This window comes from Rhodococcus sp. 05-2255-1e, from assembly GCF_002259025.1.
GTDB classification, from domain to species: Bacteria; Actinomycetota; Actinomycetes; order Mycobacteriales; family Mycobacteriaceae; genus Rhodococcoides; species Rhodococcoides fascians.
Genome location: NZ_NOZE01000009.1, coordinates 622198 through 639629 on the forward strand (window position 1 = coordinate 622198; position 17432 = coordinate 639629).

The window sequence follows — 17432 nt, forward strand, 5'->3', positions numbered from 1 at the left end:
ACGGTTCAGCGGCTGTGCCGCAGTAGTTCTGCCGCGAGCTGGTCGTTGTGTCGGAAGAACCCGGCGTTGGTCCTCGGCCGCGGAAAGGCGCTCGACCACGTGTGTCCGGCGACCCACGGACCCACCGCGTAGCGGTTCTCGGCCGCCTCTCCCGACGCGGTGATCAATCGAGAGCGCCCGTCGACTGCTACTTTCGCTGCGCTGTGCTCGGTGGCGCGGATGTCGGTGATGTCGCCGCGCGTATGCAGGGTGCGAAGCAATTCGTCTCCGGCGGCGGCGATCGATGCGACGGGTAAGCGCGCGTCGATCAGAGTGTCGGCGTGCACCACCACATCGTGTGCAGAGCTACGGGCGAGGAACGACCCGTTCTCCGGGGAGAAGGTGACATCGGGGCCGAGGAAGTGAACGATGTTCGCCCGGCTGAGGGCCAGGAGTTGTTCGAGCCGTTCCGGTGGCGGACCGCTCGCGACGAAACTGAAGAACGAGTGCAGCCACCCTTCCACATCGCCGGCGACCGACTGCGCCGGAATGCGCCCGCGTCGCAACAACTCTCCGATGGTCATGTACACCGAGAGCAGTGCCGAGAAGACGGCGGCATCCGAGCTGTAGTAGGGATCTGCTCGACGACGAAGGTCGGTCTCGATGTAGGTCTGCAGCTCGGTACCTACCTCGTCGAGTCCCTCGAAACGCCGTCCGGCAAAGGGCTTGTCGAGCCGTGCCAGATCGATGCGGTCCTCGTCCTTCGGAACGAATTGCTCCACGAAGGCGGTGAGTTCCTGCGATCCCCAGGTGATCTCGCTCAATCCGATCTCGAACTCCGTCCAGGAGCCGACTGTTCGCTCGGGGTGGGCCGTGAACAACTCGTAGTAATGAGCCCAGGCCAGTTCTTTGGATGCGAGCGGCCAGATTTCGTCGCGGAAGTGCAGAGGGCCGTGGCCGGGGAAGGCGTCGGCGGTGAAGAACTTCGGGAGGGGCGGGCGCGCCGCGGCGATGTCGTAGGAGATCTTCGCGTGGTACGGAACTCCGCGCCGCGAACCCGCATAGAGAATCGGTTCGCGGCCGGAGGCGGTGTACTCGAGCACGCCGTCCGCGTTGCGGGCGAACGATCCACCGCGAGTTTCCGCGAGCAACACCATCCAGTCGATGAATGCCAATCCGAGCCCGGCAATCAGCACCGGTTCTCCCGCAGGCACTCGGCTGGGATCCAGATCTGCGGTGTATCCGGGGCCGATGTACGTCAGCCCATGGGTTCGGGAGAACTCATCGAGCTGTGATTCACGGTGCGATGCAAGCGCATCCGGATGTCCCTGTGCCAAGAGCACGGCATCGGCGCGGATGGTCGATCCGTCGTCGAGTAGCAGTACCTGGTCGGCGGTCAGGTCCGTCACCCGTGCTCGATGAACGTGAACGTGCGTGTCGGTGTCGGCAACGGCGTGCTCGAACACCCAGCTGAGGTAGCGACTCTGTAAAGTCCGCGACGCGAAGGAATGCGGACCGAAATCGCGCAGTTCGTCCCGCAATTCGAGGTCCTGGCGCAGGGTGTCGGCATGTTCCAGAACCCACTGCGCCAGCGTCGGACCGGGGCGAATCGGACCGTCGACGACGGTGGTGTCGTCGGTGAACATGGTGACGTCGGCGGCCACCGAATTCATCCACAGCAGCGGTGGTTGACTGCTACGCCAGATGCGACCGGCCCCCGGAGGGAACGGATCGACGACGTGGATGTGCAGCTCCGCATCGGACCGGCGCGCCAGCAGTCGTTCGAGTACACCTGTGCCGCGCGGACCCGCACCCACAATGGCGATAGTGAACGATTTCACCGGCGGCCCTCCATCTGACACTGTCCCACTACGAGAAGTATGCACACGCCGAAAGTCGTTGCTGCAGGGGCAAAAAATCACGATGAGCGAATGTCTTGCGTCCTGGCGGTCGGCTACCCTTGCTCCATGAACTCGTCCGCGGACCACTTGGTCGAGCAGTACCTCGATGCACTTCGACGGGCCGACGTCGATGCGGTCCTGACTCTGTTCGCACCCGGTGCGGTTGTGCACTCGCCGCTGTACGGACCGACGCCCGCATCCGACTTCTATCGCGCGCTTTTCGCGGACACCTCGGGTGCGACGCTGACCTCGAAGGGCGTCGCCGAAGGTCGTACGTCCGAAGGCGCTCGACTCGTCACGTTCTGGTTCCATTTCGACTGGAGACTGCCCTCGGGTGTGGCGGCCCCGTTCGACGTGGTCGACGTCGCCGAACTCGACGAGAACGGATGCATCACTGCACTGTCCATCGTCTACGACACCGTGGATGTGCGGCCGGTCTTCGAGCGCGAAACCGGGTCCACGTGGAGGTCGACGTAGGTCGCACGACCTGATCGGTGACAGTGGAGAGGTGGTCCGGGCCCGCGAGAGCGGTGACCTCGTGCTGACACTGCGCGTCTACGTACTGCGACATCTACGTACTACGGCATCTACGTCCTTCGAATCAGCGTGATCGCAACGGGTGTGCTCTACAGCGGATGAACCTAGGGTCCACGTATGACCTGGCTGAAAGCACTGGCAGCGGCGTTGATCGATCGACTCGGAGCTCAGCCTGCCTGCACCGCCGCGGCGCTGGACTTCGGAACTCGTGGTTGAGCCGTCCGGTGAAGATCGTCGGTACAGGAAGCAGGAACACGATGAGTGCGAAGGGCTGAACCGAGGATGACCGAGACGTTGTACTTCGCCGTCGAACTCGACGGGTTCGACGAGACACCCGCGCTCCTGAAGCAGAACGTCGCCGACGCCGAACGCGCCGGCTTCACCCTCGTCACCTTCGGTGATTCGCTGGTCTCCTCACGCGAGCGCCTCGATGCAGGTACTCGTGCGGCATTCGTCGCCTCCACCACGTCCACCCTCGGCCTGGCTCCCACGGTCCACACTTTGACGACCGAACCGTTCTTTCTCGCAACACAACTCGCGAGTGTGGACCACGCATCGCACGGCCGCGGGGCCTGGGTGGTCGGTGTCGACAACAGCGCGGACACTCACGCGGCTGTCGGATCCGAGGTCCGCTCCGAGACCACCGCCGAAGTGCGTGACGTCATCGACGTGGCTCGGCGGCTGTGGGATTCGTGGGAAGACGACGCCGTCGTTCGAGACGCGGAGTCCGGCCGGTATCTCGATCCCGCTCGCGTGCATCACGTGCGCTTCGAGGGCGAATTCTTCGACGTCGTAGGGCCACTGATCACTCCTCGTCCGCCGCAGGGGCAGGTGGTCGTCATCGGCGACGCCGACCTGGGAGTCACCGATCTGCTCGATGTCGCACTCGTACGCGGGGACGGTATCGGCGAGCAGGCCGACGCCGCTCGCCGCGACGGAGCCGCGCTGGTGTTCGCCGATATCGACCACCTGTCGAAGGCCGAGGCCCTCGCCGGTGTCGTCGACGGCGTTCGGCTGCACCTCGGTGGTGCGGCGTTGAAAGAGCTTGCGGTACCGGCACATCTGATTCGTCGACCGACGCCGGGACTGTCGCTGCGGGAGAACCTGGGGTTGCCGCGTCCGGTCAGCCGCTACGCCGCGGCTGCGCACGAGTAGAGAAGAGCTGTCATGGGCATCATCGACCATCACCCGGACACCGGCGCACCGTTCGACCCGAACGCGCAGATTCATCTGGGCGTGTTCTATCCAGGAATAGGCGCGCAGACGGTCTGGGAGCATCCGAACGCCCCCGATCAAGTGGCCACCGACACGTTCGTCGAAGTCGCCGGCACACTCGAACGCGGTTTGTTCGACGCGTTCTTTCTCGGGGACGGTCAACGTATCCGAGAGAACCGTGGCGACATTCTCTCCACCGACATCGCCGGCAGGCCCGACGCCATCACGCAACTGGCGGCTCTGGCGTCGGTGACCGAGCGCATCGGACTTGTCGCGACCCAGAACACCACGTACAGCATCCCGGTGGAGTTGGCTCGTCGTTTGGCCAGCCTGGACGCGCTGTCGGACGGGCGCGCCGGATGGAACATCGTCACCACCGACAACGCCTGGACGGGTGAAAACTTCAGGCGCGGAGGGTGGTTGGAGCACGAACGCCGTTACGAGCGCGCCACCCAGGTGGTCGAACTGGCGAAGCAGTACTGGGCAAATTCCCCTGTGGAGTCCCACACCGATCTGCTCGAAGCGGTTGCGGCACCCAACGTTCGGTCCAGTGTGCAAGGTAGGCCGGTGCTGTTCCAGGCCGGCGATTCGCCGGGAGGACGGGACCTCGCAGCCCGGCACGCCGACGTCGTCTTCTCGGCCAACAACGCCTACGACGCAGCGGTGACCTACGCCAAAGATCTACGTGCCCGGACGGTTGCCTACGGCCGACCGGCCGATGCCGTGAAGATCTTGCCCGGGGTGACCGTCGTACTCGGCGATACCGAAGCCGATGCCGAAGAAAAGGTGCGGTGGCTTCGAACCAACGCGCACAACGGTGTTCGAGCCATCGCCTTTCTCGAGCACTATTGGGGCAAGGACCTCTCGGCGTACGACCCGGAGGGCCCACTACCCGACATCGATCCGGTGGACGCCGAGCTGGATCCGTCACGCGGCACGCTGTCCATCGACGCTCGGACCGGCAAACTGACTCAGATCGCGCAATGGCGAGCCCTCTCGGAAGAGAAAGGGCTGTCCATCCGAGAGTTGGTGCTCGAAGTGTCGCCGGCGTCGCGCTTCCACTCGGGAACCCCTGCGGCAGTGGCAGACCACTGGGCAGCCCTCGTGCGTCACCGTGTGGTCGACGGCTTCAACATCAACCCGTATCACCTGCGTGACGCCATCGGCGATCTGGTCGACAAATTGGTCCCGGCATTGCAGGAGCGAGGGGTGTTCCGTACCGAATACACCTCGACGACGTTGCGGGGACACCTGGGCCTCGACGGTGACGCTGTTTCCGACCGTGCACGGGCGTCGTGAAAATACGTCACGCGGCGGACGGGAAGCGGTAGCGCTAGGTGCTGGTTCTGGGAGCGCCCGATACGGCGGGGCAGAAGCGGGAAGTGACGCGATTGCTGTCCCTCGGTGCGACTACCGTCGAGTGGCGGTATCCGGATGGCGCCGATTTCGTCGTACTGGCGGATACCGAAGGCAACCGCTTCTGTGTCATCGACAACGCGAGAGCTCCCGAGGGCTTTCGATTGGACTTCGACCGCATCTCCGGTCGAAGCTAACGATCAGGTCTCGGGTCGGGTCCGATGGGAACGTGAACGCTCTACCATGGGCCTATGACTGCTGACCCGACCACGCCTGCACCGTCGACCAGCTCGGCGAATTGGAAGCGGCGCGGCATCCTGCTCGGTGCCGGCGTCGTTCTTCTGTTGATCGCTTACTTCGTTCTGGCGGCGTTCCTGCCGCGGTGGTGGAGCCTGCGCGTCGAGAGCCTGGCTGATCGCACGTTCACCAAGGGAATTCTGTGGGGCCTGCTGTTCGGAATCGTCTGCACGTTCGCGCCACTGATGTTCTTCTGGAGTGCGTGGTCGGTCCGAAAGGGTAGGGCGGGAAAGCAGTTGGCGATCGGATCGGTGATTCTCGCAGTCGTCACCGCCATCCCGAACCTGCTGACTCTGACCATCGTTCTGGGTACCAGCAACGCCGCCCACGCCGGCGAACGCACCCTCGATACCAGCGCACCCGGCTTCCGTGGCGCGACGGCACTGGGCGCGATCATCGCGGTGGTTCTGGTCGCGTTGCTCGTGTTCGTGGTGGTACGGCGCAACCGTCGACGTCGAACAGCAGCACTGACGCGGTAGTCGTGTAACTGATCTCAGGCGCTGCGCAGCACCGACGGCTCGGTGATGACGCGAATTCCGGGCTCGGGGTCGAATCGGTAGCCGGTGCCGCGGACCGTCGTGATCAGTCGGCCGTACTGCCCGAGTTTGGTTCGCACCCTGGAGAGATGGACGTCGACACTGCGGCCGCCGTTCGAGTCACTCAGCTCGGATCTGTTCACCACGACACGAGGATGCTGGGCGAGATAGGCGAAGATCTCGAACTCGGTGTGGCTGAACCGAACGCTCTTGCCGGCGAGAACGACATCGCGTGCGGGTAGGTCGATGACGAGGGGAGCGTTGAGTTCGTTCACCCGGACGTCGAAACGCGTCAGGATCTTGGCATGCGGTGCATAGCTTTTGGCGGCGACGCGAAGAGCATCGGCGAGGGCGTGCAACTGCGGTCGAGTCAATCCCTGCAAGGATGACGTCCCGGAATCGGAGATGCGAAGAACGACGGTCGCTTCGGTGCTCATGGCTGTGGCTCCTGTGACAAGTGCTGTCGACTGTGACAAGTGCTGTCGACGATGGGGGAAGTCGGATGGTCAGCGTGGGCAGCGACAGTTCGTGTTCACGCTGTCACAGTGCACGACGACGACTGGGCGCACCAGCAATAAACTCACCGTGATTGCAGCGGTTGACGCCGGCCCGTAGCGCGTGGTCCGATCGAGCGTGACCGATGTAGCGCAGTCCCGAACCGACCTCGTCACCCGCGCCGTCGACTGGAACCATCCCGACGCCGAATCGCTCCGTGCCGCAATGGCATCGGAGGTGGGTCCCCGATACGCGGACCGAGCGGCCTTGATGGCGAAGACGCAGGCCAATGCCGTGGACGAAGGCGACGTGCATCGCACGTTCGTCGTCTATCGGTGCGATGCGCAGAACGTCGAGCAGGCCGTCGGGCATGCCGCTCTGCGGTGGAACGGCCCCGACCTCGAACTGAAGCGAATGTTCGTTCATCCTGATCACCGTGGGTCGGGAGTCTCCACCGCGCTGCTGCAGGCGTCCGAGAATGCGGCCCGCGACCAGGGATTGCGACGCTTGATTCTGCAGACCGGTGATCGTCAGCCCGACGCGGTGCGGCTGTACGAGAAGAGCGGCTACACCCGCATCCCGGTGTTTCCGCCGTACGAACTGCTGCCGTTCTCCAACACTTTCGAGAAGCGTTTGTGACTCACTACCGACGCAGAATCACGAACGTAGGGTCATGATTTCGGCCCCGCTGTCGGTGATGACGACGGTGTGTTCGCTGTGCGCGGTGCGGCAACCGGTGGTGCTACGCAACGTCCACCCGTCGGGGTCGGTGACCAGCTCATCGGTATCCGCCATCACCCAGGGCTCGAGTGCCAACATCAGGCCGGGGCGAAGGCCGTAGCCGCGACCGGGCCTGCCGGTATTGGATACGTGCGGATCCTGATGCATGGTCGACCCGATTCCGTGACCACCGAACTGAACGTTGATGGGGTAGCCGGCTTCGCGAAGAACCGTCCCGATGGCGTGGGAGATATCGCCGATCTTGTTGCCCGGACGTGCCGCGGCGATACCCGCGGCCAACGCTCGTTCGGTGGCATCGATCATCGCCAGGCTCTCTGCCGGCTTGTTCTCGCCGACGACGAAACTGATGGCCGAGTCCGATGCCACGCCGCCCAGGATCACGGCAAGATCGAGGGTCAGCAGATCGCCGTCGGCCAGGTTGTAGTCGTGCGGTAAACCGTGCAGCACAGCGTCGTTGACCGACGTGCAGATGTAGTGGCCGAACGGTCCGCGCCCGAAGGACGGCGCGTAGTCGACGTAGCACGACGTCGCCCCCGCCCCGAGGATGATGTCCTTGGACCATTCGTCGATCTCGAGCAGGTTGGTGCCGACGGCCGCGCGTTCGCGGACGGTCTCGAGAATTTCGGCTACGAGTGCGCCGGTTTCACGGGCAAGGGGAATCTTGCTCGGGGGCAGGATTTCGATCACGGAATGCCTTTCGGTTCGATGCGAATAACTATACCGGTATAAGTATTGGTGACGGAGTGGGTCGTGAGCAACTGACCGAGCCCGACATGGGACGCTGACCGACGTGTCTGTTCACCCTCTCGACGATCCCATTCGTACCTCCCTCGGGGGTCCGCTGTCGCGGTTTGCGATCACGCGCGGCCGAGTGATTCGCGCTGATCCCCAGGTCTCGCCCTTTCTGGCGCATCCCGACGTTCTGCAGCCACGGGATTGGGACGACATCGCAGTGCTGTTCGGGCCGCGAAGCATCGTGGGATTGCGGGGGCCGGTGCTGGATGTGCCCGAGGGGTGGTCCGTGGTCGACAGCTTCGGGATCGTTCAACTCGTGGGCACTGAACTCGAGACCCGGCCGTTGGCCGAGGCAGTAGAACTGACAGCCGACGACGTGCCCGAGATGCTCGATCTCGTGCGACGCACCGAGCCAGGCCCGTTCCTTCCTCGCACCCGCGAACTCGGCACGTATCTCGGTATCCGACGGGGCGGCGCTCTGATCGCGATGGCAGGGGAGCGCATGCGTCCGCCGGGGTGGACCGAGATCAGCGCAGTGTGTACCGACCCGGCTCATCGCGGACAGGGCTTGGCCACCGAGCTGGTCCGCGCGGTCGGTCACGGCATCAGGGCCCGAGGCGACGAGCCGTTCCTGCATGCCGCCGCGACGAACATCCGCGCTATCGAGCTGTACCTCTCCATCGGATTCTCGCTGCGCCAGACGTCGCAGCTGACGCTGGTGAGAACGCCGGAACGAGCGGCCGACGTCTGAGGTCAGAATGGCGGCTCCTCGTCTTCTTCGTTGGTCGGTTCTGGTTCCGGGGTCGGGTTGTCTGGTGGGTCGGGGTAGGCGATGACGCCTGATCGTCTGGGTTGGGTGGGGATGTGTGGCCGGAGGTCGTTGCCGATGATGGGTACGGCTGTTCCGTTGGCTGGCAGGGTGATTCGGGTGGTCTTCGAGGTGGAGGTCCATAGGATGGCACCTCCGGGGAGCATGACGGCGGTCCAGTAGCCGGCGGTTTTGACGCTGTGGTGGTATTCGCAGAGGCATTGGAGGTTGTTGACGGTGGTGAGGGCTTCGGGCCGGTAGATCAGGGCTCGGTCGGTGAGTGGGTTACGCGGGGGAGGTCGATGTCGCCGGCCTCGAATGCGGTTTTCAGCAGAGGAAGCCGGGTGTGCAGTGCCACGCCGACGGACACGTACGCTTCGGCGACGGTGGCGGTGGCGGAGCAGCTCAACGCGAGTGCCATTTCGGTGCGTCCGTACCGGCTGTACTGCCGATGCTTCGCATCCTGGGCGATGCAGGTGAGGTGGAAGTCGTAGCAGGCAGCGATCTTTCGGGCCGCATGCCGATTCTCTTCCCGCGCGGCAGTGATCAACGCATCCAACGACACCACTGGTGCAGCCATTCTTTTCACCCCCCGGTGACCCCCAGTTCAGAACGCGTGTTCGAACTGAAGGAAGAGTATCTCGACCCGCCGACAGGTTTCCAGATCACGGTTGCGAGAGCGTGCAGAGCAGGCCTACCGTTAACTATGCGAACAACATCCACGGTCCACTACGGCGACGGTCTCGTGCGCGTGGACGACAGCGGGGTCACGTTGCGGCACTACTACTTTCCGTTCGCGATCGAGAAGTTCGTTCCCTACGGTGACATTCGCGCCGTCGACACCGCCGTGCTGGGCAACTGGAACGGACGTTGGCGACTGTGGGGCGCGTCGACAACCGACCAGTGGCTCCCGCTGGACGTCATGCGTCCGAAGAAGGACACTGCAGTGGTGCTCACCATCCGCCGCATCTCGCCGGTCTTCACCCCCGACGATCCTGAACTCGTTGCCCGACTCATCCGCGAACGCATCACCGCTCCAGCGTGACGCGCCCCGACGAGCGGTTCACCCTCGCCAGTGAACGCACCTTTCTTGCCTGGCTGAGAACCTCGCTCGGTTTGCTCGCCGGCGGGATTGCAATCGTTCACCTGGTTCCAGGATTCAGCACCGGCTGGGTTCGCACTGCACTCGGTCTGATTCTCATCGGCCTCGCGGCCGCTGCACCCGTCATCGGACTACGGCGATGGATGCGAGTGCGCGCCGCCCTCGAGAGCGGAGCGCCCATGCCCGAGTCCCGGGACCTGTGGATCTTCGCGGTCGGCATCGGCGCAGTAGCAGTATTGGCTGCGGTGGTCACTGTTCTGGGGATCCAGTAGCACACCGCTAATCGCCGCAGGTGCACAATCGAAGTACTAGACGACCAACGACAGGAGTTCGGCGTGGCGCAGGGTCTCAAGCTCGGATACAAAGCATCGGCGGAGCAGTTCGGGCCGCGGGAGCTCGTCGAACTCGGTGTTCTCGCCGAGCAACACGGTATGGACTCCGCGACTGTCAGTGACCACTTTCAACCGTGGCGTCACGAGGGCGGTCATGCCCCGTTCTCTCTGGCCTGGATGACCGCCGTCGGCGAGCGCACGAAGACGATCCAGCTCGGGACGTCCGTTCTGACGCCGACGTTCCGCTACAACCCGTCGGTCATCGCGCAGGCGTTCGCCACGATGGGCTGCCTCTACCCCGGGCGCATCATGCTCGGAGTGGGAACCGGTGAGGCGCTCAACGAGATCGCCACCGGATTCACCGGTGAATGGCCGGAGTTCAAGGAGCGTTTCGCACGACTGCGTGAGTCGGTCCGCTTGATGCGCGAGCTGTGGCTCGGCGATCGCGTCGACTTCGAGGGCGAGTACTACACGACCAAGGGCGCGTCGATCTACGACGTCCCCGAGGGCGGCATCCCCGTCTACATCGCGGCCGGCGGACCCGTCGTCGCGCGATATGCGGGACGCGCGGGCGACGGCTTCATCTGCACGTCGGGCAAGGGCATGGAGCTCTACACCGACAAGCTCCTCCCGGCCGTCGAAGAGGGTGCAGGCAAGGCAGAGCGTGACGCCGGTGAGATCGACAAGATGATCGAGATCAAGATCAGCTACGACACCGATCCCGAACTGGCACTGGAGAATTGCCGTTTCTGGGCCCCGCTGTCGCTGACGCCGGAGCAGAAGCACTCCATCGACGACCCGATGGAGATGGAGAAAGCCGCCGACGAGCTGCCGATCGAGCAGGTCGCCAAGCGTTGGATCGTGGCTTCGGACCCGGACGAGGCCGTCGAGAAGGTCAAGCAGTACACCGACGCCGGCCTGAACCACCTGGTGTTCCACGCGCCCGGACACGACCAGAAGCGTTTCCTCGAGCTGTTCGAGAAGGATCTGGCACCGCGCCTGCGCAAGCTCGGCTAGCTACGTCGAAGTGCGGGGATCGGCCGAGAGTGCGAACAATCGCATGTCTCGGTCGGTCCTTGTTTCGTACTCGCCGTAGACCTCCACCATCGCGTCGAACTGTCGGTAGATACGCGCCTTCTCGTCGCCGGTGATTCGGGTGGCGGTGACCGGTATCTTCCTGCCGCCGATAGTGACGACGGCCTTCGGATCGGCCAGAAGATTCGACGTCCATGCCGGATGGTGTTGTTGGCCGAAATTGGATCCGACGACGAAAATCCGATCACCCTCCCGGTAGTACAACAGCGGACTCGTCCTCGGCTTACCGGATTTGCGTCCGGTGGTGGTCAACAGCACCACCGGAGCGGCGATCGGTCCGAGGACGGTGAATCGGCCGTTCGACTTGGTCAACAACCAGCGGTCTACGCCTGCGAGGTTCCTGATCACCCACGAACCGGGCTTGGTCGACGCGAACTTGACGGCGGGCTTGCGGATGAACGATGTCTCGCTGCCCCAACGAACATCCGGAAACGGTGATTCGGCCATGGCTCATGGGACAACCCGACTGTGCTCGGTGTCAACACCCCAACCATTAAGCTGGCGGGCATGGCTGAGTCCACCGGTGCCGAGACGGCTGACATGTATCCCTCGAGTATTTATGTCGCGTCACCGGAAGGCGACTCCGGCAAGTCCACGATTGCGTTGGGTGTGCTGCAGATGCTCGCCGCGACGACGGCCCGGGTCGGTGTGTTTCGGCCTATCGCTCGTTCGACGGAGGAGCCGGATTACATTCTCGAATTGCTCGTCGAGCACACGACCGCCGATCTGAGTTACGAGCAGTCTCTCGGGGTCACTTATGAGCAGGTGCATTCCGATCAGGATGCGGCGCTGAGCGAGATCGTCAGTCGGTATCACGAGGTGGCTGCGCAGTGCGACGCCGTGGTGATCGTGGGTAGCGATTACACCGACGTCGGCAGCCCGAGTGAACTTGGCTTCAATGCGCGCATCGCGGTCAATCTCGGTGCCCCCGTGCTCCTCGCGCTGCGAGGCTCCGACCGAACCCCCGACGAGATCGCCCAGTTGGCGGCGCTGTGCCAGGCCGAACTGCGGCAGCATCACGCCCATCTCGCCGCGATCGTGGCGAACCGGTGCGATCCGGATCAGTTGGACGCCGTCACCGACGCATTGGCGTCGGTCGACGTTCCGGCGTGGAGCCTGCCGGAGATTCCGTTGCTCGTCGCTCCGACCATGGCGGAGTTGCTCGACGCGGTGGACGGAACGCTCTACAGCGGCGACTCGTCGTTGTTGCAGCGAGAAGCGATGCGGGTGATGGTCGGCGGTATGACGGCCGAGCACATTCTGGAGCGGCTCACCGAAGGTGTCGTCGTCATCGCGCCGGCAGACCGGTCCGACGTACTGCTCGCACTCGTCAATGCTCATGAGGCGGAGGGTTTTCCGTCCCTCGCTGGCATCATCATGAACGGCGGCATCGAACCGCACCCGGCGATCGCACGACTGGTCGCCGGTCTCGGACCGAGACTGCCGATTCTGACCACCGAGCTCGGAACCTTCGACACCGCATCGGCTGCGGCGCAGACCCGCGGCCGTGTTGCCGTCGGTTCTCAGCGCAAGGTCGACACCGCGCTGGGCCTGATGGAGCAACGGGTGGACGCCAAAACCCTTCTGGGGCGGCTCGATATCGCCATTCCGACCATCACGACTCCGCAGATGTTCGAGTACCAGCTGATCCATCGAGCGCGTGCCGATCGCAAGCACATCGTGCTCCCCGAGGGCGGCGACGACCGAATTCTGCGGGCCGCCGGAAGGCTGCTGCAACGCCAGGTCGCGGACCTCACGATCCTCGGCGAAGAAGGCCCGATTCGACGTCGTGCATCGGAACTGGGAGTGGATCTGGACTCGGCAACTATCCTCGACCCCAAGAACTGCGACTACGCCGAGGAATTCGCGCAGGAGTACACCGAACTGCGCAAGCACAAGGGGATGACGATCGAGCGTGCCCGCGAGATCATGGCCGACATCTCCTACTTCGGAACCATGATGGTGCACAAGGGTATTGCCGACGGCATGGTGTCGGGAGCGGCGCACACGACCGCGCACACCATCAAGCCGTCGTTCGAGATCATCAAGACCACCGAGGGCGTGTCGACGGTCTCGTCGATCTTCCTGATGTGCCTGTCCGATCGCGTACTGGCCTACGGCGACTGCGCCGTCGTGCCGGACCCGACGGCCGAGCAGTTGGCCGACATCGCCATTTCCTCGGCGCAGACCTCGGCCCAGTTCGGTATCGAACCGCGGGTGGCGATGCTGTCGTACTCCACCGGCGAATCCGGTTCGGGAGCCGACGTCGACAAGGTGCGGCAAGCGACGGCGATCGTGCGCGAACGTAACCCGGAACTGTTGGTGGAGGGCCCCATTCAGTACGACGCGGCCATCGAACCGTCGGTCGCGAAATCGAAGCTGCCGGATTCCGACGTGGCAGGCCGCGCAACGGTGTTCATCTTCCCCGACCTCAACACCGGCAACAACACCTACAAGGCCGTTCAGCGCAGCGCCGGTGCCGTCGCTGTCGGGCCGGTACTGCAGGGCCTGCGCAAGCCCGTCAACGACCTCTCGCGTGGGGCACTGGTCGAGGACATCGTCAACACCGTCGCCATCACCGCCATTCAGGCGCAGGGTATCTCCCAGCAGGAGGCACAGGCGTGAGCATCCTCGTCGTCAACTCGGGTTCGTCCTCGGTCAAATTCCAACTGGTCGATCCCGATTCGGGCGAATCGCTGGCCAGTGGTCTCGTCGAGCGCATCGGTGAATCCGACGGGCGCGTCGAACTGGACTACCGCGGCGAGAGCACCGAGCGAATCCAGCACATCGAGGACCACGGGGACGGGTTGGCTCTCGCGTTCGAGATGCTTGCCGACGCCGGCATCGAACTGGGGTCCGACGTCACCGCCGTCGGGCATCGCGTCGTGCACGGTGGCACGGTGTTCTATCGCCCCACGATCATCGACGACGCTGTCGTTCAGCAGATCTCGGATCTGAGCAGTCTTGCGCCGCTGCACAATCCGCCCAACGTCCTCGGTATCGAGGTGGCGCGCAAGCAACTGCCGAACGTGCCGCATGTAGCCGTGTTCGACACGGCGTTCTTCCATTCTCTGCCCGACGCTGCTGCGACGTACGCGATCGACGCCGCCGTCGCAGCCGAACACGACATCAGGCGCTACGGCTTTCACGGCACCTCGCACCGCTACGTGTCCGAGCAGGTTGCGCAGTTCCTGGAACGCGATCTCGGGGATCTCAAGCAGATCGTGCTGCATCTGGGCAACGGTGCGTCGGCATCGGCGGTCGACGGGGGCCGGGCGGTCGATACGTCGATGGGTCTGACCCCACTCGAGGGACTGGTGATGGGCACCCGCAGTGGGGATATCGACCCCGGTGTGATCATGCATCTGCGTCGTAGCGCTGGGATGAGTGTCGACGACATCGACACTCTCCTCAACCGCCGGTCGGGTCTGATCGGACTGTCCGGGGTCAACGACTTCCGGGAACTGCAGCAACGCATCGACGACGGCGACGCGTCGGCCCGGTTGGCCTACGACGTGTACATCCACCGGCTGCGTAAGTACATCGGCGCGTACATGATCGGGCTCGGGCGGCTCGACGTCCTCACGTTCACCGCGGGAGTCGGCGAGAACGCCGCTGCCGTGCGCGCCGACGCGCTGGCGAACCTGGAGCACTTCGGCATTCGGATCGACCCCGAACGTAATGCCGTGCGCAGCAAGTCGGCTCGCGTGATCTCGGCCGACTCCTCGGCCGTCACGGTGCTGGTGGTGCCGACGAACGAGGAGCTGGCGATCGCCCGATCGACGGACGATCTGGTTCGCTCCTGACGTACCGCTAGAACAGTGAACGCGGACGGATCGCATTCGCCAGGTCCACCAACGAGAACCGGTGCGCGCGATCGGTTGCGCTGCGGGCCAGGGCCCGCAGACCCTTCTCGGTGCCGCGCCGCAAACCGTCCTCGGTGAACGGCACGCTGAGTATCGGTTCGCGTTCTGCCGTGGACGCGTGACCGGAGACGATCCAGTCCAGGGCCATCGCCAGGACCAACGTCCGCATCTGCAGTGCTCGGCTCTCCGCCTTGGGGAGCAGCGCCACTCGCCGTGCGGCAGAACGGAAATCGGCCTCGGACAGCTCGGCGCGCGAGCGATCCATCAGCAAGGTCAGCACACTGGTCATCCGTGCCATCGAGTAGTGCCGCGAGCTGATCGGAACCTGGTCCAGTGCAGCGATGGCACCGGTCTGATCACCGCGGCGCTGCAGCTGCCGGGCCAGACCGAACGCCGAGCTGACGATGCCCCTGTTGGTGCGCCACACGGCGCGGTACAGGCCCTCGGCTCTGGCCCGCCACTTCTCGGCGTCCTCGTCGTTGCCGAGCGCGACATGCCCCAACAATTCCGACGTGGCACCGAGCGCCAGTTTGGGCGCGAGCTCGCCGGGCATCGCTCCGAGCACGTTGTCGAAACTCGTGAACGCAGAATCGTATTCGTGGTGGAGCAAGGCGATCAATCCGGCGTACCACTGCACCCGCCACGGATCGGCGGCATGATCCTCGGATTGCACCTTCGACAGGATGTCGGTGGCCTCCACGACGTGCCCCAGATCGAGGTGCGCCTTGACCTCCGCGAGGGTGATCTCCAGGCTCGCTCCCGCGGGCGCGGAACCGGTGGCACCTGACGTACCGGCCGACACCCGCTCGATGCCGTTCCGCTTGGCGTGCTGCAGTGAGTCCAGAGTCTGCTGAGCTTCGACGTGCACGGCGGCAGCCAGCAGGGGAGCGCTCGGATCGTTGGGATCGACCAGGGGAACCGGCAGTGCGGCAACCACTTCGGCTGCCGTCATGCGCTCGTGGCGTACCTTGCCGTCGACGTAGGTATCGGTACGACCCACCGACTGCTCCGTACCGAACGTCGTACGCGGCGGGCTGAAGACCGCGGACAGGCCGGGCCGCTCGACGCCCGTCCGGATCGCCAGGATCTCGCGCAGCACGCCGGTTGCCTGCCCCGCGAATTCGTCGGCGGACCGGAACCGCCGAGTCGGGTCTGCGTTGGTGGCTCGAAGCAGCAGGCGATGCAGCGACGGGAACTGCTGCAGCACGTCCGATTCTGCGACCGAGGGCAGGCCGTCGAGGTACTTGCCGTTCTTCGACGGCATGTCCAGCGTCAGCACCGCGAGGGTGCGGCCGACGGTGTAGATGTCCGACGCCACTGTCGGCCCGGTCTTCACGATCTCCGGTGCCTGGTACCCCACCGTGCCGTACAGGTAGCCGTAATCCTCGATGCCGGCCACCGCACCGAGGTCGATCAACTTGATCTGGTCCTCGGAGACCATGATGTTCTCGGGCTTGAGATCGTTGTAGACCAGCCCGATCGAATGCAGATAACCCAGTGCCGGAAGCACTTCGAGTACGTAGGCCAGTGCCTGCTCGACCGGCATGCGAGCGTCGTCGCCGCATGCGGTCAGGATGTCGCGCAGCGAACGACCACCCACGTACTCCATGACGATGAATCCGACGGAGGTGCCGTCGCCGCGGGGTTGTTCGACGAAGTTGTAGATCTTGACGACGCCGGGATGCGCTACCTCGGCGAGGAATTGACGCTCGGCGACCGCCACCGCATGTGCTTCCTCGTCGCCGAAATGCAGTAGGCCTTTGAGTACTACCCAGCGGTCGCTGACGTTACGGTCGATGGCGAGGTAGATCCACCCCAGACCGCCGTGCGCGATGCACCCCTGCACGTCGTACTGGCCCACCACTCGATCACCCGGCTCGAGCAGCGGCGTGAAATCGAAGGTGGTGCCGCAGTGTGGGCACACGCCCACCGAGATGTCGGGCTCGCCCGGTTCGCTGCGCCCCACCTTGGCGTTGCACTTCCAGCAGAACCGTTTGTGCTGCGGCACCGTAGGATCCGACATCACCGCGGTCGCCGGATCGATCGGCTCGACCCGCGGAACCTCCACCAGGCCGCCGCCGAGACGACGCCGAATGCCGGTACTGCGGGAACGACCGGAGCGAGATCGACCGGTCCTTGCCCGAGTGGACGCGCTCTGCGACATGCCGGATTTGGCCGCTGAGGATTTGGCAACCGCGGACTTCGAGTTGCCGTCGCCTACCGGCGAATTCGGCCCCGGAGTCGGTGCGGTCCGGTCGTCGATCGGCGACCGGGACACCGCCTGCGTGCGTTCGACGCCGTCCGTCGGCGTTGCTTCCGGCCGCGAGACCGCCTGCGTGCGTTCGACGCCGTCCGTCGATGTGAGTTGATCCCGTGACACCGCCTGCGTGCGTTGCGCGGGAGCGGTGGGTTGCTGTTCGTCCTCGTCCATGACGTG

At 64.5% G+C, this 17432-nt stretch carries 18 protein-coding genes; 12 read left to right on the plus strand and 6 right to left on the minus strand.

All coding sequences use genetic code 11. The features are described 5' to 3' along the window. Positions 1 to 5: 5 nt before the first annotated feature. A complete protein-coding gene (locus CH262_RS06330) occupies positions 6 to 1820 on the minus strand; it encodes an FAD/NAD(P)-binding protein (protein WP_032386124.1) in 1815 nt (604 codons plus the stop codon). 126 nt (positions 1821 to 1946) lie between these two features. Between CH262_RS06330 and CH262_RS06335 the strand changes: the two genes are divergently transcribed. From CH262_RS06335 to CH262_RS06355, 5 genes are all read left to right on the plus strand, one after another. Continuing rightward, entirely contained in the window at positions 1947 to 2357 is a 411-nt protein-coding gene (locus CH262_RS06335) for a nuclear transport factor 2 family protein (RefSeq protein ID WP_032386125.1), read from the plus strand. Positions 2358 to 2699: 342 nt separating this feature from the next. Continuing rightward, complete coding sequence (locus tag CH262_RS06340) at positions 2700 to 3572, plus strand: LLM class flavin-dependent oxidoreductase (protein ID WP_032366691.1); 873 nt, start codon at positions 2700 to 2702, stop codon at positions 3570 to 3572. 12 nt (positions 3573 to 3584) lie between these two features. Beyond that, positions 3585 to 4931, plus strand: a complete 1347-nt coding sequence (locus CH262_RS06345) for an LLM class flavin-dependent oxidoreductase (RefSeq protein WP_032386126.1) — start codon at positions 3585 to 3587, stop codon at positions 4929 to 4931. Positions 4932 to 4969: 38 nt separating this feature from the next. Next, the gene (locus CH262_RS06350; RefSeq protein WP_157889861.1) at positions 4970 to 5185 is read left to right on the plus strand and encodes a VOC family protein; all 216 of its coding nucleotides are present in this window, start codon (positions 4970 to 4972) and stop codon (positions 5183 to 5185) included. Between the two features lie 54 nt (positions 5186 to 5239). Further along, entirely contained in the window at positions 5240 to 5764 is a 525-nt protein-coding gene (locus CH262_RS06355) for a hypothetical protein (protein WP_027494251.1), read from the plus strand. 14 nt (positions 5765 to 5778) lie between these two features. On the opposite strand, the gene CH262_RS06360 is transcribed toward CH262_RS06355, so the two are convergent. Continuing rightward, entirely contained in the window at positions 5779 to 6258 is a 480-nt protein-coding gene (locus tag CH262_RS06360) for a winged helix-turn-helix domain-containing protein (RefSeq protein WP_032366689.1), read from the minus strand. A 283-nt stretch (positions 6259 to 6541) separates the two neighbouring features. Here CH262_RS06360 and CH262_RS06365 point away from each other — a divergent pair, with 283 nt between their 5' ends. Further along, entirely contained in the window at positions 6542 to 6955 is a 414-nt protein-coding gene (locus CH262_RS06365; protein WP_080731947.1) for a GNAT family N-acetyltransferase, read from the plus strand. A gap of 18 nt (positions 6956 to 6973) precedes the next feature. Here the strand turns inward: CH262_RS06365 and map are convergent, their stop codons facing one another. After that, positions 6974 to 7744 carry a type I methionyl aminopeptidase gene (gene map / locus CH262_RS06370; RefSeq protein WP_032386128.1) on the minus strand — a complete coding sequence of 257 codons (771 nt, stop codon included), beginning with the start codon at positions 7742 to 7744 and terminating at the stop codon, positions 6974 to 6976. A gap of 103 nt (positions 7745 to 7847) precedes the next feature. Between map and CH262_RS06375 the strand changes: the two genes are divergently transcribed. Further along, the gene (locus tag CH262_RS06375; RefSeq protein ID WP_094643879.1) at positions 7848 to 8543 is read left to right on the plus strand and encodes a GNAT family N-acetyltransferase; all 696 of its coding nucleotides are present in this window, start codon (positions 7848 to 7850) and stop codon (positions 8541 to 8543) included. Positions 8544 to 8862: 319 nt separating this feature from the next. On the opposite strand, the gene CH262_RS06385 is transcribed toward CH262_RS06375, so the two are convergent. Beyond that, on the minus strand, positions 8863 to 9180 hold the full coding sequence (locus CH262_RS06385; protein ID WP_143547077.1) for a DUF222 domain-containing protein: 318 nt from the start codon (positions 9178 to 9180) through the stop codon (positions 8863 to 8865). A 126-nt stretch (positions 9181 to 9306) separates the two neighbouring features. Here CH262_RS06385 and CH262_RS06390 point away from each other — a divergent pair, with 126 nt between their 5' ends. From CH262_RS06390 to fgd, 3 genes are all read left to right on the plus strand, one after another. Further along, positions 9307 to 9645, plus strand: a complete 339-nt coding sequence (locus CH262_RS06390) for a hypothetical protein (protein ID WP_032386131.1) — start codon at positions 9307 to 9309, stop codon at positions 9643 to 9645. After that, the gene (locus tag CH262_RS06395) at positions 9642 to 9974 is read left to right on the plus strand and encodes a YidH family protein (protein WP_027498497.1); all 333 of its coding nucleotides are present in this window, start codon (positions 9642 to 9644) and stop codon (positions 9972 to 9974) included. The genes CH262_RS06390 and CH262_RS06395 overlap by 4 nt, the downstream gene beginning before the upstream one ends. A gap of 63 nt (positions 9975 to 10037) precedes the next feature. Further along, a complete protein-coding gene (gene fgd / locus CH262_RS06400) occupies positions 10038 to 11051 on the plus strand; it encodes a glucose-6-phosphate dehydrogenase (coenzyme-F420) (RefSeq protein ID WP_027498496.1) in 1014 nt (337 codons plus the stop codon). Here the strand turns inward: fgd and CH262_RS06405 are convergent, their stop codons facing one another. Next, entirely contained in the window at positions 11052 to 11576 is a 525-nt protein-coding gene (locus tag CH262_RS06405) for a nitroreductase/quinone reductase family protein (protein ID WP_027498495.1), read from the minus strand. A gap of 60 nt (positions 11577 to 11636) precedes the next feature. Here CH262_RS06405 and pta point away from each other — a divergent pair, with 60 nt between their 5' ends. Both pta and CH262_RS06415 read left to right on the plus strand, forming a co-directional pair. Then, entirely contained in the window at positions 11637 to 13754 is a 2118-nt protein-coding gene (gene pta, locus CH262_RS06410; protein WP_179274113.1) for a phosphate acetyltransferase, read from the plus strand. Next, positions 13751 to 14935, plus strand: coding sequence for an acetate kinase (locus tag CH262_RS06415; protein WP_094717230.1), 1185 nt, complete (start codon positions 13751 to 13753; stop codon positions 14933 to 14935). Before pta ends, CH262_RS06415 begins: the two co-directional genes overlap by 4 nt. Before the next feature lie 7 nt (positions 14936 to 14942). Here the strand turns inward: CH262_RS06415 and CH262_RS06420 are convergent, their stop codons facing one another. Then, entirely contained in the window at positions 14943 to 17426 is a 2484-nt protein-coding gene (locus tag CH262_RS06420) for a serine/threonine-protein kinase (RefSeq protein WP_094717231.1), read from the minus strand. Positions 17427 to 17432: the final 6 nt, after the last annotated feature.

Bases quoted from the DNA above. Each gene is read 5' to 3' on its own strand.
- CH262_RS06335 (WP_032386125.1), top strand. From the start codon at position 1,947: ATGAACTCGTCCGCGGACCACTTGGTCGAGCAGTACCTCGATGCACTT.
- CH262_RS06340 (WP_032366691.1), top strand. From the start codon at position 2,700: ATGACCGAGACGTTGTACTTCGCCGTCGAACTCGACGGGTTCGACGAG.
- CH262_RS06345 (WP_032386126.1), top strand. From the start codon at position 3,585: ATGGGCATCATCGACCATCACCCGGACACCGGCGCACCGTTCGACCCG.
- CH262_RS06355 (WP_027494251.1), top strand. From the start codon at position 5,240: ATGACTGCTGACCCGACCACGCCTGCACCGTCGACCAGCTCGGCGAAT.
- CH262_RS06360 (WP_032366689.1), bottom strand. From the start codon at position 6,258: ATGAGCACCGAAGCGACCGTCGTTCTTCGCATCTCCGATTCCGGGACG.
- CH262_RS06365 (WP_080731947.1), top strand. From the start codon at position 6,542: ATGGCATCGGAGGTGGGTCCCCGATACGCGGACCGAGCGGCCTTGATG.
- CH262_RS06385 (WP_143547077.1), bottom strand. From the start codon at position 9,180: ATGGCTGCACCAGTGGTGTCGTTGGATGCGTTGATCACTGCCGCGCGG.
- CH262_RS06390 (WP_032386131.1), top strand. From the start codon at position 9,307: ATGCGAACAACATCCACGGTCCACTACGGCGACGGTCTCGTGCGCGTG.
- CH262_RS06405 (WP_027498495.1), bottom strand. From the start codon at position 11,576: ATGGCCGAATCACCGTTTCCGGATGTTCGTTGGGGCAGCGAGACATCG.
- pta (WP_179274113.1), top strand. From the start codon at position 11,637: ATGGCTGAGTCCACCGGTGCCGAGACGGCTGACATGTATCCCTCGAGT.
- CH262_RS06420 (WP_094717231.1), bottom strand. From the start codon at position 17,426: ATGGACGAGGACGAACAGCAACCCACCGCTCCCGCGCAACGCACGCAG.